The organism is Pseudomonas sp. H2_D02, assembly GCF_054677635.1.
Genome location: NZ_CP162816.1, coordinates 2,884,838 through 2,910,042 on the forward strand (window position 1 = coordinate 2,884,838; position 25,205 = coordinate 2,910,042).

The following is a 25,205-nucleotide window of genomic DNA, read 5'->3' on the forward strand; positions in this document are numbered from 1 at the left end:
TTTGTTATGTCCGTTCGCGACCCGAACGCTGTCCTGTGCGTCAGCGGTATCGGCAAGACCTATGCCCAGCCGGTACTGAGCGATATCAACCTGACGTTGATGCGCGGTGAAGTGCTGGCGCTGACCGGCGAAAATGGTGCCGGCAAAAGTACCTTGTCCAAGATTATCGGTGGCCTGGTCACGCCAACGACCGGGCAGATGCAATTCCAGGGGCAGGATTACCGCCCCGGCAGCCGGGCCCAGGCGGAATCGCTGGGTGTACGCATGGTCATGCAGGAACTCAACCTGCTGCCGACGCTGTCCGTGGCCGAGAACCTGTTCCTCGACAACCTGCCTAGCCACGGTGGCTGGATCAGCCGCAAGCAACTGCGCAAGGCGGCGGTCGAGGCCATGGCCCAGGTGGGGCTCGACGCAATTGATCCCGACACGCTGGTCGGTGAGCTGGGCATCGGCCACCAGCAGATGGTCGAGATCGCCCGCAACCTGATCGGCGATTGCCATGTGCTGATTCTCGATGAGCCGACCGCGATGCTGACGGCCCGCGAAGTCGAAATGCTTTTTGAGCAGATCACACGCTTGCAGGCGCGCGGCGTGTCGATCATCTACATCTCCCATCGCCTCGAAGAGTTGGCGCGGGTCGCCCAGCGCATTGCGGTGCTACGCGACGGCAACCTGGTCTGCGTCGAGCCGATGGCGAACTACAACAGCGAACAATTGGTGACGCTGATGGTCGGCCGTGAGTTGGGCGAGCACATCGACCTGGGCCCCCGGCAAATCGGTGCTCCTGCACTGACCGTCAAGGGGCTGAGCCGGTCCGACAAGGTCCGCGACGTATCCTTTGAAGTGCGCAGTGGTGAAATCTTTGGCATCTCCGGCCTGATCGGGGCAGGGCGCACCGAGTTGTTGCGGCTGATCTTCGGCGCCGATGCGGCCGACAGCGGCACCGTGGCGCTGGGCTCGCCGGCCAGTGTCGTCAGCATCCGGTCGCCGGCCGATGCGGTGGCCCACGGCATCGCCTTGATCACTGAGGATCGCAAGGGCGAAGGCCTGCTGCTGACGCAATCCATCGCGGCGAATATCGCCCTGGGGAACATGCCGGAGATTTCCAGCGCCGGCCTGGTCAATGGCAGCGCCGAGGTGGCGTTGGCGCAGCGGCAGATCGACGCGATGCGCATCCGCAGCTCGAGCCCGACGCAATTGGTGTCCGAACTGTCCGGCGGCAACCAGCAGAAAGTCGTGATCGGCCGCTGGCTCGAGCGCGATTGCTCGGTGCTGCTGTTCGACGAGCCGACCCGTGGCATCGACGTCGGCGCCAAATTCGACATCTATGCATTGCTCGGTGAGTTGACTCGCCAGGGCAAGGCGTTGGTCGTGGTCTCCAGTGACCTGCGGGAACTGATGCTGATTTGTGATCGCATCGGCGTGTTGTCCGCCGGGCGCCTGATCGATACCTTCGAGCGCGACAGCTGGACCCAGGATGACTTGCTTGCCGCCGCGTTCGCCGGCTACCAGAAACGTGATGCGCTGCTCAACGAAGCAGCGCCTAGGGATCTCTCATGAAAACCGCACCTGCCGCTGGCAAATCCACTGGCAATTTCTATGGCCTCGGCACCTACCTGGGCCTGGCTGGCGCGTTGCTGGCCATGGTCGCGCTGTTCTCGGTCCTGAGCAGCCACTTCCTGTCCTATGACACCTTCAGCACCCTGGCCAACCAGATTCCGGACCTGATGGTATTGGCCGTCGGCATGACCTTTATCCTGATCATCGGTGGCATCGACCTATCGGTGGGATCGGTGTTGGCGCTCGCCGCCTCGACAGTCAGCGTCGCGGTGCTCGGCTGGGGCTGGAGCGTCTGGCCGTCGGCCTTGCTTGGCATGGCCGTGGCCGCGTTGGCGGGGACTGTCACCGGCTCGATTACCGTGGCCTGGCGTATCCCATCGTTCATCGTCTCGCTGGGCGTGCTGGAAATGGCCCGGGGCCTGGCGTACCAGATGACCGGTTCGCGGACCGCCTACATCGGCGATTCGTTCGCCTGGCTGTCCAACCCGATCGCCTTCGGCATTTCACCTTCGTTCATCATTGCCTTGCTGGTGATCTTCATCGCCCAGGCGGTGCTGACCCGCACCGTGTTCGGCCGCTACCTGATCGGCATCGGCACCAACGAGGAAGCCGTGCGCCTGGCGGGGATCAACCCAAAACCCTACAAGATCCTGGTGTTCAGCCTGATGGGGTTGCTGGCTGGCGTTGCGGCGCTGTTCCAGATTTCGCGCCTGGAAGCGGCGGATCCGAACGCGGGTTCGGGGCTTGAGTTGCAGGTCATTGCGGCCGTGGTGATCGGCGGCACCAGCCTGATGGGCGGGCGTGGCTCGGTGATCAGTACCTTCTTCGGCGTGCTGATCATTTCGGTGCTGGCGGCGGGCCTGGCCCAGATCGGCGCCACCGAACCGACCAAGCGCATCATTACCGGCGCGGTGATCGTGGTGGCGGTGGTGCTCGACACGTACCGCAGCCAGCGCGCCAGCCGGCGGGCTTGAACCATGGCGACGATCAAGGATGTGGCGGCGCTTGCAGGCATTTCCTACACGACCGTGTCCCACGTCGTGAACAAGACGCGGCCGGTCAGTGACGAGGTGCGACGCAAGGTCGAGGCGGCAATCGAGCGGTTGGACTACGTGCCCAGCGCGGTGGCGCGCTCGCTCAAGGCCAAGACCACGGCAACCATCGGCCTGCTGGTGCCCAATAGTCTCAACCCGTACTTCGCCGAACTGGCTCGGGGGATCGAGGATTACTGCGAGCGCAATGGTTATTGCGTGATCCTCTGCAACTCCGATGACAACCCGGACAAGCAGCGCAGTTATCTGCGGGTGTTGCTGGAAAAACGCATCGACGGGCTGATCGTGGCCTCGGCCGGGGGCGATGTCGGCTTGGCCGAAGGGCTGGCCAACGTGCGCACGCCCATGGTGATCGTTGACCGTGGGCTTGACGGCGTGGACGCGGACCTGGTGCGCATCGACCACGAGTACGGCGCGTACCTCGCGACTCGGCACCTGCTGGAGCTGGGCCATCGTGACATCGCTTTTATTGGTGGGCCGGCGGACACCAGCGTGGCGCAAATGCGCCTGGCGGGCTATTGCCGTGCGCTGAAAGAGGCGGGGATCGAGCTGCCTGTGGAGCGCATGCTTGAAAGTGATTTCACCAGTACCGGCGGCTATCGGGCCGCGGCACAACTGCTTGAGCAGCAACCGCCCAGCGCGATTTTCGCCGCCAACGACATGATCGGTATCGGTGCGCTGCGCGCCGCCGCCGAACGCAATGTGCGCGTGCCCAGCGAGCTGTCGATCATCGGCTTCGATGACATCCAGATGAGCCGTTATGTCTACCCGGCGCTGACCACGGTGGGGCAGTCGATCCTGCAGCTTGGCGAAATGGCTGCAGAAGTTTTGCTGCGACGCATCGCTACGCCGGGGCTTGTCACTGACCAGCGGATCGTGACGCCGAGCATTGTCCTGCGAGAATCGACTGCACCGCTGTCCGGCACATTCGCCCAGTACCGCTGAACCGAATAGATGAGTAATGAAGCAATGCCAGCAAACGTAGTGGTAATAGGCAGCCTGAACATGGACCTGGTGACCCGTGCACCGCGTCTGCCTCGCGGTGGTGAAACCCTGATCGGAGAGTCGTTCTCTACCATTCCAGGTGGCAAGGGCGCCAACCAGGCGGTGGCCGCCGCGCGCCTGGGCGCGCAGGTGTCCATGGTCGGCTGCGTCGGCAGTGACGCCTACGGCCAGCAACTGCGCGGTGCGCTGTTGGCCGAGGGCATCGATTGCCAGGCGGTCAGCGTCGTGGACGGCTCCAGCGGTGTGGCGCTGATCGTGGTCGATGACAACAGCCAGAATGCGATCGTCATCGTCGCCGGGGCCAATGGCGAGCTGACGCCAGCGGTGCTCGAGCGTTTCGACGCCGTGCTGCAAAGCGCCGATGTCATCATCTGCCAGCTCGAAGTGCCGGATGCTACTGTGGGGCATGCGCTCAAGCGCGGACGCGAACTCGGCAAGACCGTCATCCTCAACCCGGCGCCGGCCTCCCGTGCGCTGCCGGCCGAATGGTACGCCTACGTCGACTACCTGATCCCCAATGAAAGCGAAGCGATGGTCCTGAGTGGTCTGGCGGTGGACTCCCTGGAAACCGCCGAAGCTGCCGCGACGCAGTTGATTGCCGGCTGGTGCCGGCAAAGTGATTGTGACGCTGGGCGCCCAAGGGTTGATGTTCGCCAATGGTTCGAGCTTCGAGCACTTCCCCGCGCCACGGGTCAAGGCCGTGGACACCACGGCGGCCGGCGATACGTTTGTCGGTGGCTTCGCAGCCGCGCTGGCGAGCGGCAAGGACGAAGTCGAGGCGATTCGTTTTGGTCAGGTCGCCGCTGCGCTGTCGGTCACTCGCGCGGGCGCTCAGCCCTCCATCCCCACTTTGCTGGAAGTACAGGCGTTCAAATCATGAAAAAGACTCCGTTGCTGAACGTGGCCATGTCACGGTTGATTGCGTCCCTCGGCCATGGCGACAAAGTGGTCATTGGCGACGCCGGCCTGCCGGTCCCGCCACACGTCGAGCTGATCGACCTGGCGCTGACCCATGGTATTCCTGATTTCGTCAGTACCTTGAAGGTGGTGCTCAGCGAAATGCAGGTCGAGAGCCACGTACTGGCCGAGGAAATCCTTGATAAGCAACCGTCGGCCCTGGCCACGTTGGAGGCGTTGCATGCCGAAGGCGCGTTGGGCTCGCGGGAGCTGGTCAGTCACGAACAGTTCAAGCTGCTCAGCCGCGAGGCGAGGGCGATTATCCGCACGGGAGAGTGCTCTCCCTATTGCAACGTGGTGCTGGTCGCGGGCGTCACGTTCTGAGTCTTACCCACCTGCACAAGGAGTGCGCCATGCACCGCTATGCTCAGAAAGTCCATCAACTGCTGCGGAGTCTGCTGCTTTTGTCCCTGATCACCACCGCAAGCGCCCAGGCGGCAGAAAAAATCGACCTGATCATCGACACCGACCCGGGCGCCGATGATGTGGTTGCGCTGTTGTTCGCCCTGGCGTCGCCCGAAGAACTGCATATCCGCGCATTGACCACGGTCGCAGGCAACGTGCGCCTGGACAAGACCTCTCGCAATGCGCGCCTGGCCCGGGAGTGGGCAGGGCGCGAAGAGGTCCCGGTCTATGCCGGTGCGCCAAAGCCGATGATGCGTACGCCGATCTACGCGGAAAACATCCATGGCAAGGAAGGCCTGTCGGGTGTAACCGTGCATGAGCCGAAGAAAGGCTTGGCCCAGGGCAATGCAGTCAACTACCTGATCGACACCCTCAAGGCCGCCAAGCCGCACAGCATCACCATCGCCATGCTTGGGCCGCAAACCAACCTCGCGCTTGCGCTGATCCAGGAACCGGACATCGTCCAGGGCATCAAGGAAGTGGTCATCATGGGCGGCGCGCATTTCAACGGCGGCAATATCACGCCGGTGGCCGAGTTCAATCTGTACGCCGATCCCCAGGCGGCCGAAGTGGTTGCCAAAAGTGGCGTGAAGCTGACCTATCTGCCGTTGGACGTGACCCATAAGATCCTCACCAGCGAGGCACGCCTGAAGCAGATTGCGGCGCTCAATAACAACGCCAGCAAATTGGTCGGCGATATCCTCAACGAATACGTCAAGGGCGACATGGAGCACTACGGGATGACGGGTGGGCCGGTGCACGACGCGACGGTGATTGCCTATCTGCTCAAGCCGCAACTGTTTAGCGGTCGTTCGGTCAATGTCGTCGTGGACAGTCGCGAGGGCCCGACGTTCGGGCAGACCATCGTCGACTGGTACGACGGCCTGAAAGCACCGAAGAACGCGTTCTGGGTGGAAAACGGCGATGCCCAGGGCTTCTTTGACCTGCTGACCGAGCGACTGGCGCGCCTGAAGTAACCTGCCTGGCTATGTGTCCGCAGGCTGGGCCTGGGGGCACATGAGTTCAATCCACCGCGTCGACGATGCTCGGGTAGCGTTCGAACGCTTGCTGGATAAAGTCGCGGGCTACCTCCGTGCCCAACTCTCTCACCAACAATTCTATGCAGATAACTGCCAATTCCTCCGGGCTGCCCGGGCTATAGGAACTATGGCCCTCCGACCATTTGGCATTGATGGTGGCTTCGATGCTGACGGTGCTCATGGTAGGGCTCGCGAGTTGGAGGTCGGTAGGCTGAGTTAAACATTTTTGCCAGGGATTTGGCACTGCGACTTAGGCATCGGGGGAGGGCTGTGCGACACTCGTCTTTTTATTTTTCAAGGGAGCCCCGCCGTGCAGATCGATTTGAATGCTCCTGACGGCCTCACCGTCGAGGCGGTTCGTCAATTGCTGGCCTCGGCCAGTGACGACGAGCATACGCAGTTGCGCGTGACCAAGAGCGGTATCGCCTATTTGTCTTCGGGTGTGGTCGGTGGCACTGATATCGGCGACTTGCGGTTTCGGCTCGAGACCTGGGCGAAGGGCTCGGGATATGTCGGTCGGGTCGCTGCCAGCGACGAGGTCTGGGTCATGCAGATCTACAACGCGCTGAAGGACAACTGGCCCAATCCACCTTTCGATTACATCGACGTTTATTGAGCCGCGTTCATATCCAGTCACGATTCTGGACCGAACAGGGTCGCGGGCTCAGGCAAACTGCCAGCTTTGCCCAGGCGGATGGCAACGGTGCTGAAACCAAGCCCCGTTTGGGTTGTCGCACGCTCTCTGTTTATCAATCAAAAAAGGAGGCTTCATGCCTTGGAAGCTCGCGTCACTGAGTACTTTGCTGGCCGTTGCGCTGTTGAGCGGTTGCAGCAGCACCTCTGAATCGACCCCCGAACCTGCGGCGGCCGAGACCGGCCATGACCGCTGCGAAGCGAAGTCCGCCGAGTTCGCGATCGGCAAGAAGGCCTCGCCGGAGTTGTTGGAGCAGGCACGGACTCGTGCGGGTGCGCAGATTGCTCGTATTCTCAAGCCCAACGACATGGTGACCCTTGAGTACCGCTCCGATCGCCTGAACCTCAATACCGATGCCAACCTGGTGATCAATCGGGTGAACTGCGGCTGATTCGGTTTTCGACCGGCCATAAAAAACCCCGTCACTTGGACGGGGTTTTTTTAGCGCGCCGGGAAATTACTCTGGGCGAACTTGTGCAGCTTGCATACCCTTTTGGCCTTTCTCAGCCACGAAGGAAACGGTCTGGCCTTCTTTCAGGCTTTTGAAACCGTCGCTTTCGATAGCTTTGAAGTGTACGAACAGGTCGTCACCGCCACCTTGAGGAGTGATGAAGCCGAAGCCTTTTTCATCGTTGAACCATTTAACGGTGCCGGTTTGGCGATTAGACATGGTGTATCTCCAAGAAACATATATTTTCAGTGTACTGTGCTGCTCAGGCCAACTGGGCACACCCGGGTATCATAGTCGAAATGTTCGATTTGGGAGCCCCCCGGACGAGCTGTTTGCCAATCAGTCGTGTTTTCTCTATCGTCCGGATTGGCTGAAAGCCCCGGTTTCAAAGGCTTTCAGCCGAAAGTAAAGACGATAAAAAAAGCTGAAAAACCTGAAAAAATCGTACGAAAAAGCGTTTATTCGGCCCTTTTTATCGGCGCCGAGGGCCTCGCGTGGTACCGATTATTCATTTTTTCGCAGGTGGATTGGCCTTGCATTTGGCGATTTGACCGAGCGCTTTCTGCTGCAGTTCAGGGGTGGCCTTGTTGTCCATCAGCGCCTGGATGTCACTGGCCGGATAGGATTTGATCGCGTCGGCGCCACAGGCACAGTGTGATTTGGCCGCTGCTGCGCCGATCTGGGGAGTGGCCGCTTCAGTGCACTGGGCCATGTATTTTTCACGCTCGCCCTTCGGCCATTCGGCGTGGGCGGCCAGCGGAAGCAGCAGGGCGAGGGGGGCGACTACTGCCAGTAGTGTATTCAGACGCATGCGAGGATGCTCCTTTTGGGGTCGATGTCTTGTTATCTGAGGCGTTGCAGGCGCTTCGGTTCAGCACTTTGGCATAAAAAGCGTGAGTTTACGCGCGCTTCCATCCGGAGGCGGCGATGACCGTTCATCTGTGCTAGGATGCCGGGCTCGGGTATTTCTCAGGCGCCGGATGACGACAGGTCCCGGTGGCGGCAAATGTTCGATTAACCCTGATTTGAATCCCAGTCACTCTGGTTCGGTTTTCCCGGTTGGCCGCAAGGCTCCTGCCGCTGTAAGGCAGGCGTTCGTCATTGAATGGCCTGGACTGGATCTTGTACTGGCTCATCCCAACCCACGTGACCTTTGGTAGGGGTCACCACTAGGAGAGGAGGCGCCATGCCAACTATTACTCTTCCCGACGGCAGTCAACGTTCATTCGATCACCCGGTTTCCGTAGCCGAGGTCGCCGCATCCATTGGCGCGGGCCTGGCCAAGGCCACCCTGGCCGGCAAGGTCAACGGCAAGCTGGTCGACGCCAGCGATGTCATCGACAGCGATGCCACGCTGCAAATCATCACGCCCAAGGATGAAGAGGGGCTGGAGATCATTCGTCACTCCTGCGCTCACCTGGTTGGCCATGCGGTCAAGCAGCTGTATCCGAGCGCGAAAATGGTCATCGGGCCGGTCATCGACGAAGGCTTCTATTACGACATCGCCTTCGAACGTCCTTTCACCCCGGACGACATGGCGGCCATCGAGCAGCGCATGCAGCAGCTGATCGAGAAAGATTACGACGTCATCAAGAAAGTCACCCCGCGCGCCGAAGTCATCGAAGTCTTCAAGGCCCGTGGCGAGGACTACAAGCTGCGTCTGGTGGAAGACATGCCGGACGAGCAGGCCATGGGCCTGTACTACCACGAAGAATACGTCGACATGTGCCGTGGCCCGCACGTGCCGAACACGCGTTTCCTGAAATCCTTCAAGCTGACCAAGCTGTCCGGCGCCTACTGGCGTGGCGACGCGAAGAACGAGCAGTTGCAGCGCGTCTATGGCACTGCCTGGGCGGACAAGAAGCAAATGGCGGCCTACATCCAGCGTATCGAAGAAGCCGAGAAGCGCGATCACCGCAAGATCGGCAAGCGCCTGGGGCTGTTCCATACCCAGGAAGAATCCCCGGGCATGGTGTTCTGGCACCCGAACGGCTGGACGATGTACCAGGTGCTTGAGCAGTACATGCGCCAGGTCCAGCGTGAAAACGGCTACCTGGAAATCAAGACGCCGCAAGTGGTCGACCGCAGCCTGTGGGAGAAATCCGGGCACTGGGCCAACTACGCCGACAACATGTTCACCACCCAGTCGGAAAACCGCGACTACGCCATCAAGCCGATGAACTGCCCTTGCCACGTGCAAGTGTTCAACCAGGGCTTGAAGAGCTACCGCGAACTGCCAATGCGCCTGGCCGAGTTCGGTGCCTGCCACCGTAACGAACCATCGGGTGCGCTGCACGGCATCATGCGCGTGCGGGCATTTACCCAGGACGATGCGCACATCTTCTGCACGGAAGAGCAGATGCAGGCAGAATCCGCCGCCTTCATCAAGCTGACCATGGACGTCTATCGCGACTTCGGCTTCACCGAAGTCGAAATGAAGCTGTCCACTCGTCCGGAAAAACGCGTCGGTTCCGACGAGCTGTGGGATCGCGCCGAGGCCGCCCTGGCCGCAGCCCTTGATAGTGCGGGCCTTGCGTACGACTTGCAGCCAGGCGAGGGCGCCTTCTACGGTCCGAAGATTGAATTCTCGTTGAAAGATTGCCTCGGTCGCGTGTGGCAGTGTGGTACCTTGCAGCTCGATTTCAACCTGCCGATCCGTCTGGGCGCTGAATATGTGTCCGAAGACAACAGCCGCAAGCACCCGGTCATGCTTCACCGCGCGATCCTCGGTTCGTTCGAGCGTTTCGTCGGGATTCTGATCGAGCATTACGAGGGCGCGTTCCCCGCGTGGCTGGCGCCGACCCAGGCAGTGATCATGAATATCACTGATAAACAGGCAGATTTTGCCGCCGAGGTCGAAAAAACTCTCAACCAAAGCGGATTTCGTGCCAAGTCCGACTTGAGAAATGAAAAGATCGGCTTTAAAATCCGCGAGCATACTTTGCTCAAGGTTCCCTTTCTCTTGGTTATTGGAGATCGGGAGGTCGAGATGCAGACTGTCGCTGTGCGTACTCGTGAAGGTGCTGACCTGGGCTCGATGCCCGTCGCCGAATTCGCTGAGTTTCTCGCGCAAGCGGTTTCCCGGCGTGGTCGCCCAGATTCGGAGTAATTATTATTAAGCGTGAAATGAGACAAGATAAACGAGCTGCACCGAAAGCCCCGATCAACGAGAATATCTCGGCACGCGAGGTTCGGTTAATTGGCGCTGATGGCGAGCAGATTGGCATCGTCTCGATTGATGAAGCGCTTCGTATTGCTGAAGAAGCCAAGCTTGATCTGGTGGAAATCTCCGCCGACGCAGTCCCGCCCGTTTGCCGGGTGATGGACTACGGCAAGTCGATCTTCGAGAAGAAGAAGCAGATTGCCGCGGCGAAGAAAAACCAGAAGCAGATTCAGGTAAAAGAAATCAAGTTTCGTCCAGGGACGGAGGAAGGGGATTACCAGGTAAAACTGCGCAACCTGGTACGTTTCCTGAGTGACGGGGACAGGGCCAAGGTATCCTTGCGATTCCGCGGCCGTGAGATGGCCCACCAGGAGCTGGGGATGGAACTCCTCAAGCGGGTTGAACAAGACCTGCTCGAGTACGGTTCGGTCGAACAGCATCCTAAGATGGAAGGACGCCAGCTGATCATGGTCATCGCCCCGAAAAAGAAGAAGTAATCAACAGGGCACGGCAGGCCTTGCGATTATGTTTATCAACTGAATGCGGAGTATCCGAACATGCCAAAGATGAAAACCAAAAGTGGTGCTGCTAAGCGGTTTCTGAAAACTGCTAACGGTATCAAGCACAAGCACGCTTTCAAGAGCCACATCCTGACCAAAATGTCGACCAAGCGTAAGCGTCAACTGCGCGGTAGCAGCTTGCTGCATCCGTCTGACGTGGCAAAAGTCGAGCGCATGCTGCGCCTTCGTTAATTTTTGGATCAAGAATAGAGGAAGTAACTCATGGCTCGTGTAAAGCGTGGCGTCATTGCCCGTAAGCGTCACAAAAAAATTCTGAAACTTGCTAAAGGCTACTACGGCGCGCGTTCCCGCGTATTCCGTGTTGCCAAGCAAGCGGTAATCAAGGCAGGCCAATACGCCTACCGTGACCGTCGTCAGAAAAAACGTCAGTTCCGCGCTCTGTGGATCGCTCGTATCAATGCTGGTGCTCGTGTTAACGGTCTGTCCTACAGCCGTTTCATCGCTGGCCTGAAAAAAGCGTCCATCGAGATCGACCGTAAGGTTCTGGCTGATCTGGCAGTGAACGAAAAAGCGGCGTTTGCTGCGATTGTCGAGAAAGCTAAAGCCACCTTGGCTTAAGTACCCCCGGCAGTCACCGGGGTCCGCATCTGCGGGCCCAGGTGTCAAACGTCATAAATAGGGGAAGAGCCTTAAAGCTCTTCCCCTATTTTGTATCTGGAGTCTGTACATGGAAAACCTGGACGCGCTGGTCGCTCAAGCACTAGAGGCTGTGCAAAGCGCTGAAGATATCAATGCCCTGGAGCAAATCCGGGTTCACTACCTTGGCAAGAAAGGCGAGTTGACTCAGGTGATGAAGACCCTGGGGAACCTGCCGGCCGAAGAGCGTCCGCAGGTCGGTGCGCTGATCAACGTCGCCAAGGAACGTGTCACAGAGGTCCTCAATGCGCGCAAGGCGCTGTTCGAGGAGGCAGGCCTGGCTGCCAAGCTCGCCGCCGAGTCCATCGACGTGACCCTGCCTGGCCGTGGCCAGACTTCCGGTGGCCTGCATCCGGTGACCCGGACCCTGGAACGCATCGAGCAGTTCTTCACCCACATCGGCTATGGCATTGCCGAAGGCCCTGAGGTCGAAGACGACTATCACAACTTCGAGGCGCTCAACATCCCAGGCCATCACCCGGCCCGGTCGATGCATGACACCTTCTATTTCAATGCGAACATGCTGTTGCGCACCCATACCTCGCCGGTACAGGTCCGCACCATGGAATCGCAGCAGCCGCCGATCCGCATCGTCTGCCCAGGCCGTGTGTATCGCAGCGACTCCGATATTACCCACTCGCCGATGTTCCACCAGGTCGAAGGCCTGCTGGTTGATCGCGACATCAATTTCGCCGACCTGAAGGGCACTATCGAAGAGTTCCTGCGGGTGTTCTTCGAAAAAGAACTGGCCGTGCGTTTCCGCCCTTCGTATTTCCCGTTCACCGAGCCATCGGCTGAAGTCGACATGGAATGCGTGATGTGCAGCGGCAAAGGTTGCCGTGTCTGCAAGCAGACCGGTTGGCTGGAAGTCATGGGCTGCGGCATGGTTCATCCGAACGTGCTGCGCATGTCCGGGATCGACCCGGAAGAATTCTCGGGCTTTGCCTTCGGCATGGGCGTCGAGCGCCTGGCCATGCTGCGTTACGGCGTGAATGACTTGCGTCTGTTCTTCGACAACGACTTGCGGTTCCTCGCGCAATTTCGCTAGTCGTAACGAACCTTTAGGAGAGCAGGATGAAATTCAGTGAACAATGGCTGCGTGGCTGGGTAAGCCCGCAGGTGAGCCAGGACGAGCTGGTTGCTCGCCTGTCGATGGCCGGCCTTGAGGTCGATAGCGTGACGCCGGCCGCCGGTGCCTTCAGCGGCGTGGTGGTGGGCGAGGTGCTGGGCACCGAGCAGCACCCAGACGCCGACAAGCTGCGGGTTTGCCAGGTCAGCAATGGCGCGGAAACGTTCCAGGTCGTGTGCGGTGCGCCCAACGTGCGTCCGGGCCTGAAGATTCCGTTCGCCATGATCGGCGCCGAACTGCCGGGCGACTTCAAGATCAAGAAAGCCAAGCTGCGCGGTGTCGAGTCCAACGGCATGCTGTGCTCCCAGGCGGAACTGCAGATTGGCGAAGGCAACGATGGCCTGATGGAGCTGCCGGCCGATGCGCCGGTGGGCCAGGACATTCGTGAATACCTGGGCCTGGACGATGCGAGCATCGAGGTCGACCTGACCCCGAACCGTGGCGACTGCCTGTCGGTGGCCGGGTTGGCCCGTGAAGTCGGCGCGCTGTATGACGCCCCGGTAACGCGTCCGGTGATCGCGTCTGTACCCGCCGTGCACGATGAAGTGCGCTCGATCGAGGTTCTGGCACCGGCAGCGTGCCCGCGTTACCTGGGCCGCGTGATCCGTAACGTCGACCTTTCGAAGCCGACACCACTGTGGATGGTTGAACGTCTGCGTCGCTCCGAAGTGCGCAGCATCGACGCGGCTGTCGACATCACCAACTACGTGATGCTTGAACTGGGCCAACCGCTGCACGCGTTCGATCTCGCCGAAATCAACGGCGGCATTCGCGTGCGCATGGCCGAGGAAGGCGAAAAACTGGTACTGCTCGACGGCCAGGAAGTGGCCTTGCGCAGCGATACGCTGGTCATTGCCGACCATTCCCGAGCCCTGGCGATTGCTGGCGTGATGGGTGGCGAACACAGCGGCGTGTCTACGACCACACGCGATGTATTCCTCGAAAGTGCATTCTTCGATCAGATCGCGGTCGCCGGCAAGGCGCGTTCCTATGGCCTGCACACCGACGCCTCGCACCGCTATGAGCGTGGCGTGGACTGGCAACTGGCACGTGAAGCCATGGAGCGCGCCACTGGCCTGCTGCTGGAGATCACTGGCGGCGAAGCCGGCCCGGTCATCGAGACGGTCAGCGAACAGCATTTGCCAAAGATTGCGCCGGTCACCTTGCGTGCCCAACGCATCACCCAGATGCTGGGCATGGAAATGGCTCCAGCCGAAGTCGAGCGTCTGCTCGGCGCGCTGGGCCTGACCATCCGTGCCGATGGGGAAGGGCAGTGGCAGGTTGAAGTGCCAAGCCACCGCTTCGATATCAGCCTGGAAGTCGACCTGATCGAAGAACTGGCTCGCTTGTACGGTTACAACCGCCTGCCGGTTCGCTATCCGCAGGCGCGTCTGGCCCCGCAAGCCAAGGCTGAGGCTCGCAGCGAACTGCCAGAGCTGCGTCGCCTGCTGGTGGCTCGTGGGTATCAGGAAGCGATCACCTACAGCTTCATCGATCCGCGTCAGTTCGAACTGTTCAACCCGGGTGTCGAGCCGCTGTTGCTGGCGAACCCGATTTCCAACGACATGGCGGCCATGCGCTCGTCCCTGTGGCCGGGCCTGGTCAAGTCGTTGCAGCACAACCTGAACCGCCAGCAGGATCGCGTGCGGCTGTTCGAGAGTGGCCTGCGCTTCGTGGGTCAGCTGGACGGCTTGAAGCAAGAGCCAATGCTGGCCGGTGTCGTTTGCGGCAGCCGCCTGCCGGAAGGCTGGGCACAAGGGCGCGATGTCGTCGACTTCTTCGACGTCAAGGCCGACGTGGAAGCCGTGCTGGGCTTTGCCGGCGCGCTCGGCGCATTCACTTTCGTGCCTGGCAAGCATCCGGCGCTGCATCCGGGCCAGACCGCGCGCATCGAGCGAGACGGTCGTGAAGTCGGTTACGTCGGCGCGATCCACCCTGAATTGTCCAAGACCCTGGGTCTGGACCGTCCAGTCTTCATTTTCGAGCTGGTCCTGGCCGAAGTCGCGCAAGGAAAAATGCCGAAATTCCAGGAGTTGTCACGCTTTCCTGAAGTGCGCCGCGACCTTGCCCTGGTGGCTGACGTCGATGTCGCATCCAGCGCGGTTCTGGCAGTAATTCGTGAAAATGCAGGCGAATGGCTGACGGACCTCAGGCTATTTGACGTGTATCAGGGTAAAGGCATTGATCCTCATAGAAAAAGCCTTGCCGTCGGCTTGACCTGGCAGCATCCATCGCGCACTCTTAATGACGATGAGGTGAATACCGCAACGCAGAATATCCTCACCTCGCTCGAACACAGGTTGAACGCCACGTTAAGGAAGTGACGTATGGGGGCTCTGACGAAAGCTGAGATGGCGGAACGTCTGTATGAGGAGTTGGGCCTGAATAAACGGGAGGCCAAAGAATTGGTCGAACTGTTTTTCGAAGAAATCAGGCACGCTCTCGAGGACAACGAACAGGTCAAATTGTCGGGTTTCGGCAATTTCGACCTTCGGGACAAACGCCAGCGGCCTGGCCGCAATCCGAAAACGGGAGAAGAAATCCCGATCACGGCTCGCCGTGTGGTCACCTTTCGTCCAGGGCAGAAATTGAAGGCCCGAGTTGAGGCTTATGCTGGAACCAAGTCATAACGACGAGCTACCCGTCATCCCAGGCAAACGCTACTTCACCATTGGTGAAGTCAGCGAGCTGTGTGCGGTTAAGCCGCACGTGCTGCGCTATTGGGAGCAGGAGTTTCCTCAACTCAACCCGGTCAAGCGCCGCGGAAACCGCCGGTATTATCAGCGCCAGGACGTGCTGATGATCCGGCAGATCCGCGCGCTGCTGTACGACCAGGGATTCACCATCGGCGGCGCACGCCTGCGCCTCTCCGGTGATGAGGCCAAGGACGACACAACCCAGTACAAACAAATGATCCGCCAGATGATCGCCGAGCTTGAAGATGTGCTGGTGGTGCTCAAGAAATAAATTTCTGCTTTTAAATACTTCCAGTTTTCAAAAGCTTGCGATATATTCCTGAGCGTTCCGTTGAGAAGCGGAACAAGATTCACGCCTAGTCGGGGCGTAGCGCAGTCCGGTAGCGCACTAGCATGGGGTGCTAGGGGTCGAGTGTTCGAATCACTCCGTCCCGACCATATTTACTGAGTAAAATCAGACACTTAAGCCGATCAGCTAGATCGGCTTTTTTGTGTGCGTGTAAAACATGCGCAAAACTAACCGGTAATTTCGCTGATATTCAAACACGTGAATCGTTCATTGACGCCGTCCAGCAAAAGGCCGGAAACACCTCTGCAGGTGCGCGATCTCCATGCCGTCGCCTAGGCATTTACTGCAACCAGCCCCTTCCCCCCTGCGCTAATGCGACCTTCAACCTGAGTGCGTGTCTCGCCGCCGATCCAGATTTGGCCTGCATCATCGCGAGTTACGTGGATGCGCCCTTGGCGACCGAGGCGGGTTCCTTGGGCGGCGACATAGTCTTGCTCAACCACACCTGTGTCGAATAACCACTGTGCCAGTGAGGCATTAAGGCTGCCTGTAACCGGGTCTTCGACAATGGCACCGAGGTGATCGCTGAAAAAGGCGCGAACTTCGAAGGTGGCATCGCCATGGGCGTGACGACCAATGACGCCAAAGTCGATTCTGCGTGGCCAGCTCCGGGCCGGTTGCAGGGAAAGGACTTTCTCTGCCGAAGCCAGGCGGATTCCCAGCCATCCGGGACCGTTGTCGATCCACGCCGCATCAACGACCTCACAGGGTTCAATGCCGAGACACTGCAGCACCTCGGTTAATTCCACCTTCGACGGAGCGCCGTAACGGAGCAGTGGGGGAGCGCCAAAGGCAAGCCGTCCTTGTTCACGGCGAATGGTCACGAGGCCCACACCGCACTCCTGGACGATGTGCGTTTCATTCCTCGGCGCCCGTCCGGTCGAAAGCCAGGCATGGCAGCTTCCCAGCGTCGGGTGTCCAGCAAATGGCATTTCCCTGTCCAGCGTGAAAATCCTCAGCCTGTAGTCCGCCTGCGGATGCGTGGGCGAAAGCACAAAGGCTGTTTCCGACAGGTTGAGCCAGCGCGTCAGGCGCTGCATGTCATCTGTCTGCAATGCATCCGCGTCGATGACCACCGCCAGTGGGTTTCCACTCAGGGCTTTTGCTCCGAATACGTCGATCATATGGATCACCTGGGTCATCACATTCTCTCTCACCTGCGTGGCGACACAGGCTCGCCTGACCTGCCTTGAAGGGGAACCAGGCCCATTGGTTTCAACACGAAATCAGTTTGCCGAGACCAGAAGCTTCAATCCCGCGACGCCAAACAGCGCCGAGAAAAGCCCCTGGATCCAGCGCCTTGCGCGGGCGTAGCAGGCAATCATCGTGGCGGTCGAGAAAACGATGGCGTAGCCGCCGAAGATGATGACGCCGAGCGCTGCGCAACCACCGATGATCGCCGATAAGGTGCCCGGTGGAGCGTCCCCTCGGAGTCCGAGCGACATGATCGACATCCAGGACATGATGGCCTTGGGATTGCTGATGTGCATAAGGACACCCTGGCGGTACAGCGACAGGTAACGCGGCGCCTGTCCTGCCACCGTGCTGGTGCGGTCCGCAGTCGACTGCATGGCGGATCTGCCGAGCACGCAGCGCGAGATAAAGCAAATAGACACCGCCGACCACCTTGATCAATAACAGCGCCTGGGCATAGGCGGCCAGCAAGGCGCTGATACCCGTGGCCGCCAGGATCGCCCAGAAGAGCGAGCCGGTGATGACGCCGGACGCTAGCATCAGGGCGCGCGTGCGACCATCACGCATCGCCACATCCATGATTGCCATGTTGCTGGGGCCTGGACTTGCAGCGGCAAGGACATAGGTGCCGAAGGCGAGCAGGATCGGGCTGCCGATCATTGAGCGGCTCCTTGGAATGAATACCGCAACCCATGAAATGGATGCGGCGATCCGCTGCGCTGTAAAGCGTGGTTTTTTTTCATGGTTGCAGCAGATCCGCGCGATGAACGATATGGACCTTGTTTCCATCGGGGTCGAGAAGGTATGCGCCGAAATAGCCGTCACCGTAGCGGGGACGCGGCCCGGGCGCTCCTACGTCCGTCCCGCCATGGGCAAGTCCCGCCGCATGGGCCAGCGCCGCGGCGTGATCAGAGGACGCCGAGAAGGCGACCATGCTGCCGTTGCCGATCGACGATGGCTCGCCATTGGCAGGGATGTAGACATAGAAGCGTGGCAGAGGCGCTTCGGCGGCGACCCAGCAAAGCGCCGCCGGACCGCCATCAGGTACTACGACTCGTCGTTTCAGACCGAGTGGCGCGAGGATAGCGTCATAAAAAGCGCCTGCACGCTCAAGATCATTTGTGCCCACGGTCACATGGCTAAACATTGGACGCTCCGCTGCCTCGCCCCGTCATCGCGGCCAGACTGATGGTGAAAGATTGATTTCGTGAAATACCCTAATATGCGTGACACTTTATGGCTATTTATATAGTGTCACGCGACACTATTAATCATTCTGGAGGGTGGCAATGCGTCTTCAATCGCCCTGGATACCCCGCCTTGCAGACATCGAGGCGAGTGTCGCCGAGCGCCTGGTGCTTGCCCTGGCCGACGACATCATCGAGGGGCGACTGAAAGGGGGTGACCGTCTGCCTGCCCATCGAGACCTCGCGTGGCAGTTGCAGATCGGTCTTGGCACGGTGACCAAAGCCTATGCGGTGCTGGAGCGACGAGGTCTGGTGCGCAGCATCAAGGGCCGGGGAATGTTCGTGGCGATCCACCAGGCACATGAGGACCGGCAGATCGACCTCTCGTCCAACGTGCCGCCGGCAATGCTGACGGCCGGTCTTTTGGCGCGGACGCTGACCGGTATTGCGCGCAAGATCGACACCGATCATCTCAACCTGTATTCACCGCCCGCCGGGCATCTGGAGCATCGCCGTCTGTTGGCGCGCTGGCTTGAAACGCTCGGCATAGAGGTCAAGCCGTCGCATCTGGCGCTGACGAGTAATGCCCGCCAAGCCATTTCCCTGGCCTTCGATATTGCCTGCGGTCCTGAAGGGGTGATTTTGACAGAACGCATCACCTATCCCGGCGCGATTGCCCTGGCCCGGCGCAAGGGTTACCGGATGCAAGGCGTCGAGATCGATGCGCAAGGCATGCTGCCGCAGGCGCTTGCAGACGCCCTCGATAGCCTCGAATCAAGCGCAGGCAAAGCGGTTTATCTCACCCCGACGCTGCACAATCCGACGACGGCAACGATGGACACGGCGCGACGGCAGGCTATCGTCGATGTCTGTCGACGGTCCGGGGCCTGGATCATCGAGGATGGCGTCTACGCGTTGGGACCTCCACTTGAACCTGCGCTTGTGACGCTGGCGCCCGAGAGAGTCTTGCACGTCAACGGGCTGTCCAAATCCATCGGTCCCGGGCTGAGGATCGGCATGCTCACGCTACCGGACGGCATGAATGCCGCCGCGCAAGCAGTCTTGCAGGATGTCCCAATGACCCCGTCGCCATTGTCCTGCGCGGTGGTGGAGGAGTGGCTGTCCAGTGGCGTTATCGCATCGATCCCCCAGGACCTGCGCCATGAAGCGCGACGCCGAGCAGACCTGGCCGCTTCGCTGTTCGGCGCGGCCGGGCTTGTCTGGCATCCGGACGCCTTTCACGTCTGGCTACCGATGCCACGCGACGCTGCCGATCGCTTCGCCACAGCGGCTGCCGCGGTTGGCATCAAAGTGACTGCGCCAGAATCGGTCATGGTCGATCACACTGACCAGGCGGCCGGCATTCGGCTTTGTCTCGGCGGCCCAACCTTCGAAGACCTGGCGCAAGGATTGATGCTCCTGACCAAACTTGAATGTTCGAATCACTCCGTCCAGACCCTGTATCCTGACTGATTCAGGTATTTAAGCCGATCAGATAGATCGGCTTTCTTGTGCGTATGCAAAACATACAACCATGCGCCTTCGTATCCATCGCTGGGGTTTCCAACCAAGGTGGCCTACGCGGGCTTTGCAAAACTAACAAGGACATCAAGTGCTACGGAAAGCAATTCTACTGATCTTGATCACCAGCTTGAGCGGCTGCATGGCCACCGCGATGCGGATGGACTACGACAAGCACAGATGCCCCTACATCGGTCTGCGCTTCGACTGGTGGCTGGTGGGCACGTCCAAAGGAAAGCTGATCCCTTTCTTGCTTATCGACGCACCGTTCTCCTTGGTGGTCGATACCGTATTTTTCCCCTTCGAATATCAGTACGAGTGCAATCTCTAAGCGCCCGCCACCGGCTGTCCAAGGGATGCCCAATAATCCGCTTCATCAACCTCCGTCAATGTCCCATGCCCATCGTAGTAATAGAACCGATGCCTGTCCCGGGCATAGCGCTCGGTCAGGAACTCCAGGGTGGCCAGATCAAAACGCTTGGCGCTTAGCGGCCGTCGATGGCAGAACAACTTGCGTGTTCCCAGTTGCAGGAAATCCGGATGGGGCACGCGGACTTCATCAGGGTCGAAGTCGACATCCAGCCACTTGCCCTCCGAAAAGATCAGGGCAGGGCTGATGGCGTAAGTGCCGAGCACGCGGGTCTCAGCGGGATGGAGGCGTTTTTTCGCCTCGCCGTAGTAATACACCGCTTCCCGGTCCTTGGCCCAGCCATGTCCACAGGACTCGAAAGTCGCTGCGTGAGCCTTCCGAATGGGTTCGGGGGGATGATAGAAGACCCGGTGGCAATACACGGTTTTTCCGTCTGTCAGGTAAGGCGATCCCAAGGAGCGGAAGTGCTCGGCAGGCTCCGTGGAGAAACGTTCGGGCACTTGCGTTTCGGCGTTATGGAACGGGATCAGATAGAGACCGTGGGCATCGCCGCACAGGTGGGTGTCCAGCAGTTTGAAACTCGCCGCGTCCAGCCCGTTGATCGCCCGTCCATGAAAATGCACTTGGCGGCCCACATCGAAGCCGAGGCCGATGGCGCGTAAAGGCGCCGTTTCTGAAAATATTTGCGCGGCGCCAGCCTTTGCCTGCAAGCGGTGCCACCAATAATCCTTCAATTGCGGATGGGCCTCGAAATAGGGGGCCCAGGCTTGTTGCATGGCTGCATCGATTATTCCGCCAGAACCCAGCGGGCCGTTCTTGTCGCCTGCCAGTACGGGCGCGTAATCCTGGTCATTGCGATAGAGCTGGGCCACTACGAAACTTTCCACGTCGACATCAAGGCGTTTCTGGCGTTGATAGACGTACTGGCGATCACGGTAGTAATCGAATCCCAAGTGGCGAAAGCTCGGGCCATGGGCGTCACGCAAGCGGGTCCCGGCGGCGTAGACGAATTTGTCGTCCACGGCAAAATAGTCATCCTCGTACTCACTGGCGCTGACCACGCGGCCGCACTCGTCGAATGTCGGCTGCGAACACTTGAGCAGGCGGAAATCGCCGACGTAGCGGATGGTTTTCCCCGTCAGGTAATAGGCCCGTCGATTGTCCTTGGCGTAGCGTTCGTTAAGCACGGTGAAGGTTGCCAGGTCGGCGTTGTCGATGCGGTAGAAGTATTCATACGAAATGCTCGAGCCATGCTGCGCTTGCACGATGATCGACTGTCCGTCAGTTCCCCAGCGTTGGGCGAGCATGTGGAAGTCGTCGGGGTTTGCGATCGGCAGCGGTGTGCCGTCCTTTTGGTGCAGGGGCTTGAAGCCCTTGTAGACTTGCCCGTCGATCACCCGATAAGACGGATGGTTGCAGTACCGCACCCGAGCGGTGGCGGCGGCGATGAATTTTCCGTGCAGGAAGATGCTCGCCCCGTCGCTGAACAACGCAGAGGTTGAAGCCACCGAGACGGGCGACGATGGCAACAGCGCCAGGCTGTCGGGTCGTGCCTGCCGGATTTCGGTGATCGCGTATTCGCCGAACCAATAGGCGCCGGTTTCGTCACGCCAGTACTGGTGGCCGAGACTTTCCAAACTCCGGTGGAACTGAAAAGGCAGGGCCTGAAGCGCATGGTAACCATGGCGCTCCCGGTAATCGGGGAGCAGGTAATAATCGTGCAACGCATCACGCAAGATCCACGGGTTGCGTCGATGCCGCCAGACCGGCTGGCCGGCCATCAACGGCGAGGGCGGATAACCTCCGTCCCCGGCACGTTGGGCTAGCTCGCCGGGTCGTGCGCCTTCAGGGCTGAGCAGGATGTAGACGTCTGGCACGCGCCCATCGCCCAGAAGCACGTCGTCCATGAACGCGAAGCCTTGATGCCACTCAAGATCAAGCGGTTCCCAGTCGGCGCAGACTGTCTCTGTGTCCGTCATGTCATTGCGGCCTTGAGGTCTGATGATTTGGCCCCACGCAGCCGTTTATAAATGCCGATACGTCTCTTCCCCGCGCATTCCAGACTTTATATCCTACGGCTCCCATCCAGACGGAATCCGCGAATGTATCTGCGCGCCAGCCTGTTGTGCCTATGCCTGTTCAGCAGCCTGAGCCAGGCCGCCGTTAAGGTTAACTGCTCGGCCCTGGCGGAAAAACTCTCGGGGACAGTGCCTGAGTTTCATCCTTCGGTGCAAGGCAAGGTCATCGGCACCGGGCGCCTGCATTTCCATGAGGCACCGGATGAAGCCTGTGCCAACAAGAAGATTTTCGTCATACCCGGCGACTCCCTCACCATTTACTCCAGCCTGGAAGACGAATCATGGCTGGAAGTGAATTTCATCGCCAAGGACGGTGAGGACTATACCGGTTGGGTAAAGGCTGACCGGGTCGAGATTGGCAAGCCTTATGGGGCGCCACCGGAGGATGCGGACGAAGCGGCGGCGGAAGACGCCCAATAATCACCGCAAGCGATGGCGAAGGTAGAACCTTCGCCATCGCTTGCCCAGTTCAGGCCTGGGTTTTATAGCGCTCGGCAACCGCCGATTGCTTGATTTCGGACAACAATCCCTGCCGTGCCCCCTGCAACGCATCCCAGCGCGCACCGTCCTGCAGCGGCGGGATGGTCACCGGTTCGCGACGGTCGAAGCCGACCAGTGCGGCATCGACCAGGTCGCCCACTTCCATGATCTCGTTCAAGGTATTGATGTCGATGCCGGCGCGTTCCCAGATTTCGGTCCGGGTCGCCGCCGGCAGGACGGCTTGGACGTAGACGCCTTTTGGGGTCAGTTCGAGGCTGAGCCCTTGGGACAGGAACAGTACGAAAGCCTTGGTCGCCCCGTAGACCGACATGCCGAATTCCGGTGCGAGGCCAACCACCGAGCCGATGTTGATGATCGCTCCGTCGCCGGCGTTTGCCAGGCGTGGGGCGATGGCGCTGGCGAGCCGGACCAGCGCGGTGGTGTTGAGTGAAACCAGGTGCGCGACGCTGTCGGTGGTCTGTTCGATGAAGCTGCCGGACTGGGCGGCGCCTGCGTTGTTGATCAGGATGCCGATGCGGTCGTCATCGCGCAGGCGGGTTTCAACTTTGTGCAGGTCGCCGATTTGGGTCAGGTCGGCCTGGAGCACGTCAACGGTCACGGTGTGTTCGTTGCGCAGTTCAGTCGCCAGTGCTTCTAGCCGCGTGCTGTCGCGGGCAACCAGCACCAGATCATGGCCGCGCTGGGCGAAGCGCTTGGCATAGACGGCGCCGATACCGGTGGAAGCGCCGGTGATGAGAACGGTTGTGCGAGTGGTCATGGTGTCAGTCTCTTCAGGATTGGGGGGCGATCAACTGCGTGATTTTTTTCGGCGCTATTGGGCATTCGCCTCGGCGAACGTCGGGTAGTCGATGTAGCCTTCGGCGCCGCCGCCATAGAGGGTCGCGGGGTTGAGGGCAGCCAAAGGGACGGCGCTTTTCAGGCGTTCCACCAGGTCTGGATTGGCAATGAACGGGCGGCCAAAGGCGATCAAGTCGGCCTTGTCTTCCAGGAGCTGCGAAGTGGCCAGGTCCAGGTCGTAGCCGTTGTTGGCGATGTAGGTGTTGTTGAAGCGCTGGCGCAAGCCGGCGAAATCGAACGGCGCCACATCACGCGGCCCGGCGGTCGCGCCTTCGACGACGTGCAGGTAGGCGATGTCCAGGGTGTTGAGCTGATCGACGATGTAGTCGAACTGCGCCTGCGGTGCGCTGCTGGACACGCCGTTGGCGGGCGAGACCGGCGAGATGCGCAGGCCGGTGCGTCCGGCACCGATCTTGCTCACGACGGCGGCGGTCACTTCCAGCAGCAGGCGGGCGCGGTTTTCAATCGAGCCACCGTAGGCATCGGTACGTATGTTGGCGCCGTCCTTGATGAACTGATCGAGCAGATAGCCGTTCGCACCGTGGATCTCCACGCCATCGAACCCGGCGGCGATGGCATTGGCAGCCGCTTGGCGGAAATCATTGACGATTCCCGGCAACTCGCTCACGTCGAGCGCTCGCGGTTCGGACACATCCTCGAAGCTGTTATTGACGAACACCTTGGTGGCGGGGCGCAGGGCGGAAGGCGCTACCGGGGCGGCGCCGTTTTCCTGCAGGGCCACGTGGGACACGCGCCCGACGTGCCACAGTTGCAGGAATATCCGACTGCCCTTGGCGTGGACCGCATCGGTCACTTCGCGCCAGCCGGCGATCTGCGCCTGGGTGTAGATGCCGGGCGTGTCCTGATAACCCTGTCCCTGCTGCGAGATCTGCGTGGCCTCGGCAATCAGCAAGCCTGCCGATGCGCGCTGGCTGTAATAGGTCGCCGCGAATTCACTGGGAACGAAGCCTTTGCCTGCGCGGTTACGCGTCAGCGGCGCCAGCACGACTCGGTTGGCGAGGGTGAGGGAGCCCAGGGTATAGGGGGTAAACAGCATCTGATCGGTCATGTCTCTCGTTTCCGTGCCAGTAGATGAGCGGTGGGTGCGGCTTGCGCTTAGGATGATGATCGAAATCTAAACTGTCAACGAATTTGATTACGGTTGGCATCTATGTATGATGAAGACTTGATCGGAGTGGTACGAGGTAAACGAACATGAGAGTCACCAAGGCCCAGGCACAGGCAAACCGGGAACACATCGTCGAGACGGCGTCCGTGTTGTTTCGCGAGCGAGGTTTTGACGGGATAGGCGTGGCGGACTTGATGGCCGCGGCCGGCTTCACCCACGGCGGTTTCTACAAGCATTTCGGTTCGAAGGCCGACCTGATGGCCGAAGCCGCTGCGGACAGTCTTTCGCGCTCATTGACCAGCGCCAGCGACCTGGATGTCGCTGGGTTCTTTGCCATGTATGTCTCGCGGGAGCACCGCGACGCTCGGGGCAACGGCTGCACGATGGCGGCGTTGTGTGGCGACGCGGCGCGTCAGTCCGATGAGGTCAAGGCCACGTTTGCCAATGGGGTGGAAGGCACGCTGGCTACCCTTGAGGAAAAGTTCGAGCCCACAGGAGAAGGTGGACGGGCAAAGATGATCAACTTGCTCGCCCATGCCATCGGCGCGGTCATGCTCTCGCGCGCTTGCCCGGATGATTCGCCGTTGGCAGACGAAATCCTTGAAGTTTGCCGTGATCAGATCCTGGCGTCCTTGCCAGCCTCCGACCCCGAGGAAAACCAGCGGTAGCG

At 60.1% G+C, this 25,205-nt stretch carries 28 protein-coding genes, 1 tRNA gene and 1 pseudogene; 21 read left to right on the forward strand and 9 right to left on the reverse strand.

What is annotated here, in order from left to right:
* Positions 1–6 precede the first annotated feature (6 nt).
* From AB4N42_RS13335 to AB4N42_RS13360, 6 genes and pseudogenes are all read left to right on the forward strand, one after another.
* Positions 7–1,560, forward strand: coding sequence for a sugar ABC transporter ATP-binding protein (locus AB4N42_RS13335; protein ID WP_217859929.1), 1,554 nt, complete (start codon positions 7–9; stop codon positions 1,558–1,560).
* Positions 1,557–2,534 carry an ABC transporter permease gene (locus AB4N42_RS13340; protein WP_030142123.1) on the forward strand — a complete coding sequence of 326 codons (978 nt, stop codon included), beginning with the start codon at positions 1,557–1,559 and terminating at the stop codon, positions 2,532–2,534. The genes AB4N42_RS13335 and AB4N42_RS13340 overlap by 4 nt, the downstream gene beginning before the upstream one ends.
* 3 nt (positions 2,535–2,537) lie before the next feature.
* Positions 2,538–3,557 carry a LacI family DNA-binding transcriptional regulator gene (locus tag AB4N42_RS13345; protein ID WP_030142124.1) on the forward strand — a complete coding sequence of 340 codons (1,020 nt, stop codon included), beginning with the start codon at positions 2,538–2,540 and terminating at the stop codon, positions 3,555–3,557.
* 24 nt (positions 3,558–3,581) lie between these two features.
* A pseudogene (gene rbsK, locus AB4N42_RS13350) lies at positions 3,582–4,497 on the forward strand (ribokinase).
* 26 nt (positions 4,498–4,523) lie between these two features.
* The gene (gene rbsD, locus AB4N42_RS13355; RefSeq protein WP_460116388.1) at positions 4,524–4,898 is read left to right on the forward strand and encodes a D-ribose pyranase; all 375 of its coding nucleotides are present in this window, start codon (positions 4,524–4,526) and stop codon (positions 4,896–4,898) included.
* Positions 4,899–4,927: 29 nt separating this feature from the next.
* Complete coding sequence (locus AB4N42_RS13360; protein ID WP_030142127.1) at positions 4,928–5,956, forward strand: nucleoside hydrolase; 1,029 nt, start codon at positions 4,928–4,930, stop codon at positions 5,954–5,956.
* Positions 5,957–6,002: 46 nt separating this feature from the next.
* Here AB4N42_RS13360 and AB4N42_RS13365 read toward each other — a convergent pair whose 3' ends face one another.
* The gene (locus AB4N42_RS13365; protein WP_030142128.1) at positions 6,003–6,200 is read right to left on the reverse strand and encodes a hypothetical protein; all 198 of its coding nucleotides are present in this window, start codon (positions 6,198–6,200) and stop codon (positions 6,003–6,005) included.
* Between the two features lie 129 nt (positions 6,201–6,329).
* Here AB4N42_RS13365 and AB4N42_RS13370 point away from each other — a divergent pair, with 129 nt between their 5' ends.
* Both AB4N42_RS13370 and AB4N42_RS13375 read left to right on the forward strand, forming a co-directional pair.
* On the forward strand, positions 6,330–6,635 hold the full coding sequence (locus AB4N42_RS13370; RefSeq protein WP_030142129.1) for a hypothetical protein: 306 nt from the start codon (positions 6,330–6,332) through the stop codon (positions 6,633–6,635).
* 154 nt (positions 6,636–6,789) lie between these two features.
* Positions 6,790–7,104: an I78 family peptidase inhibitor gene (locus AB4N42_RS13375; RefSeq protein WP_030142130.1), complete on the forward strand. Its 315-nt coding sequence runs from the start codon at positions 6,790–6,792 to the stop codon at positions 7,102–7,104.
* Between the two features lie 66 nt (positions 7,105–7,170).
* Here AB4N42_RS13375 and AB4N42_RS13380 read toward each other — a convergent pair whose 3' ends face one another.
* Together AB4N42_RS13380 and AB4N42_RS13385 are read right to left on the reverse strand one after the other, a co-directional pair.
* On the reverse strand, positions 7,171–7,383 hold the full coding sequence (locus AB4N42_RS13380; protein ID WP_003179963.1) for a cold-shock protein: 213 nt from the start codon (positions 7,381–7,383) through the stop codon (positions 7,171–7,173).
* A gap of 289 nt (positions 7,384–7,672) precedes the next feature.
* Positions 7,673–7,975 (reverse strand): hypothetical protein, encoded by a 303-nt coding sequence (locus tag AB4N42_RS13385; protein WP_030142131.1) that lies wholly within the window; start codon positions 7,973–7,975, stop codon positions 7,673–7,675.
* A 375-nt stretch (positions 7,976–8,350) separates the two neighbouring features.
* On the opposite strand from AB4N42_RS13385, the gene thrS reads away from it, so the two are divergent.
* The 9 genes from thrS to AB4N42_RS13430 all read left to right on the forward strand — a co-directional run bounded on the left by thrS (position 8,351) and on the right by AB4N42_RS13430 (position 15,807).
* Positions 8,351–10,273 carry a threonine--tRNA ligase gene (gene thrS / locus AB4N42_RS13390; protein WP_460116295.1) on the forward strand — a complete coding sequence of 641 codons (1,923 nt, stop codon included), beginning with the start codon at positions 8,351–8,353 and terminating at the stop codon, positions 10,271–10,273.
* Positions 10,273–10,824: a translation initiation factor IF-3 gene (gene infC, locus AB4N42_RS13395; RefSeq protein ID WP_169432615.1), complete on the forward strand. Its 552-nt coding sequence runs from the start codon at positions 10,273–10,275 to the stop codon at positions 10,822–10,824. Before thrS ends, infC begins: the two co-directional genes overlap by 1 nt.
* Positions 10,825–10,884: 60 nt before the next feature.
* Entirely contained in the window at positions 10,885–11,079 is a 195-nt protein-coding gene (gene rpmI / locus AB4N42_RS13400; protein WP_002553160.1) for a 50S ribosomal protein L35, read from the forward strand.
* A 30-nt stretch (positions 11,080–11,109) separates the two neighbouring features.
* The gene (gene rplT / locus AB4N42_RS13405; RefSeq protein ID WP_002553161.1) at positions 11,110–11,466 is read left to right on the forward strand and encodes a 50S ribosomal protein L20; all 357 of its coding nucleotides are present in this window, start codon (positions 11,110–11,112) and stop codon (positions 11,464–11,466) included.
* Between the two features lie 109 nt (positions 11,467–11,575).
* Entirely contained in the window at positions 11,576–12,592 is a 1,017-nt protein-coding gene (gene pheS / locus AB4N42_RS13410) for a phenylalanine--tRNA ligase subunit alpha (protein ID WP_030142134.1), read from the forward strand.
* Between the two features lie 26 nt (positions 12,593–12,618).
* Positions 12,619–14,997, forward strand: a complete 2,379-nt coding sequence (gene pheT / locus AB4N42_RS13415; protein WP_460116296.1) for a phenylalanine--tRNA ligase subunit beta — start codon at positions 12,619–12,621, stop codon at positions 14,995–14,997.
* A 3-nt stretch (positions 14,998–15,000) separates the two neighbouring features.
* Complete coding sequence (gene ihfA, locus AB4N42_RS13420) at positions 15,001–15,303, forward strand: integration host factor subunit alpha (protein WP_002553164.1); 303 nt, start codon at positions 15,001–15,003, stop codon at positions 15,301–15,303.
* Positions 15,284–15,640 carry a MerR family transcriptional regulator gene (locus AB4N42_RS13425; RefSeq protein ID WP_003179985.1) on the forward strand — a complete coding sequence of 119 codons (357 nt, stop codon included), beginning with the start codon at positions 15,284–15,286 and terminating at the stop codon, positions 15,638–15,640. The genes ihfA and AB4N42_RS13425 overlap by 20 nt, the downstream gene beginning before the upstream one ends.
* A 90-nt stretch (positions 15,641–15,730) precedes the next feature.
* Positions 15,731–15,807 (forward strand) — tRNA-Pro (locus AB4N42_RS13430).
* A gap of 183 nt (positions 15,808–15,990) precedes the next feature.
* Here AB4N42_RS13430 and AB4N42_RS13435 read toward each other — a convergent pair.
* The 3 genes from AB4N42_RS13435 to AB4N42_RS13445 all read right to left on the reverse strand — a co-directional run bounded on the left by AB4N42_RS13435 (position 15,991) and on the right by AB4N42_RS13445 (position 18,059).
* Entirely contained in the window at positions 15,991–16,860 is an 870-nt protein-coding gene (locus AB4N42_RS13435; RefSeq protein WP_460116297.1) for a PhzF family phenazine biosynthesis protein, read from the reverse strand.
* Between the two features lie 73 nt (positions 16,861–16,933).
* On the reverse strand, positions 16,934–17,572 hold the full coding sequence (locus tag AB4N42_RS13440; protein WP_460116298.1) for a LysE family translocator: 639 nt from the start codon (positions 17,570–17,572) through the stop codon (positions 16,934–16,936).
* 79 nt (positions 17,573–17,651) lie between these two features.
* Positions 17,652–18,059, reverse strand: coding sequence for a VOC family protein (locus tag AB4N42_RS13445; protein ID WP_217859926.1), 408 nt, complete (start codon positions 18,057–18,059; stop codon positions 17,652–17,654).
* A gap of 142 nt (positions 18,060–18,201) precedes the next feature.
* Here AB4N42_RS13445 and AB4N42_RS13450 point away from each other — a divergent pair, with 142 nt between their 5' ends.
* Complete coding sequence (locus tag AB4N42_RS13450; protein ID WP_460116299.1) at positions 18,202–19,572, forward strand: aminotransferase-like domain-containing protein; 1,371 nt, start codon at positions 18,202–18,204, stop codon at positions 19,570–19,572.
* A gap of 139 nt (positions 19,573–19,711) precedes the next feature.
* On the forward strand, positions 19,712–19,951 hold the full coding sequence (locus AB4N42_RS13455; protein ID WP_030142156.1) for a YceK/YidQ family lipoprotein: 240 nt from the start codon (positions 19,712–19,714) through the stop codon (positions 19,949–19,951).
* On the opposite strand, the gene AB4N42_RS13460 is transcribed toward AB4N42_RS13455, so the two are convergent.
* The gene (locus tag AB4N42_RS13460) at positions 19,948–21,969 is read right to left on the reverse strand and encodes a DKNYY domain-containing protein (RefSeq protein WP_460116300.1); all 2,022 of its coding nucleotides are present in this window, start codon (positions 21,967–21,969) and stop codon (positions 19,948–19,950) included. The genes AB4N42_RS13455 and AB4N42_RS13460 overlap by 4 nt on opposite strands.
* Positions 21,970–22,092: 123 nt before the next feature.
* On the opposite strand from AB4N42_RS13460, the gene AB4N42_RS13465 reads away from it, so the two are divergent.
* Positions 22,093–22,488 (forward strand): hypothetical protein, encoded by a 396-nt coding sequence (locus AB4N42_RS13465; protein WP_460116301.1) that lies wholly within the window; start codon positions 22,093–22,095, stop codon positions 22,486–22,488.
* A gap of 49 nt (positions 22,489–22,537) precedes the next feature.
* On the opposite strand, the gene AB4N42_RS13470 is transcribed toward AB4N42_RS13465, so the two are convergent.
* Positions 22,538–23,326 (reverse strand): SDR family NAD(P)-dependent oxidoreductase, encoded by a 789-nt coding sequence (locus tag AB4N42_RS13470; protein ID WP_198796024.1) that lies wholly within the window; start codon positions 23,324–23,326, stop codon positions 22,538–22,540.
* Between the two features lie 54 nt (positions 23,327–23,380).
* The gene (locus AB4N42_RS13475) at positions 23,381–24,475 is read right to left on the reverse strand and encodes an alkene reductase (protein ID WP_460116302.1); all 1,095 of its coding nucleotides are present in this window, start codon (positions 24,473–24,475) and stop codon (positions 23,381–23,383) included.
* A gap of 146 nt (positions 24,476–24,621) precedes the next feature.
* Here AB4N42_RS13475 and AB4N42_RS13480 point away from each other — a divergent pair, with 146 nt between their 5' ends.
* Positions 24,622–25,203 (forward strand): TetR/AcrR family transcriptional regulator, encoded by a 582-nt coding sequence (locus AB4N42_RS13480; protein ID WP_030142162.1) that lies wholly within the window; start codon positions 24,622–24,624, stop codon positions 25,201–25,203.
* Positions 25,204–25,205 lie beyond the last annotated feature (2 nt).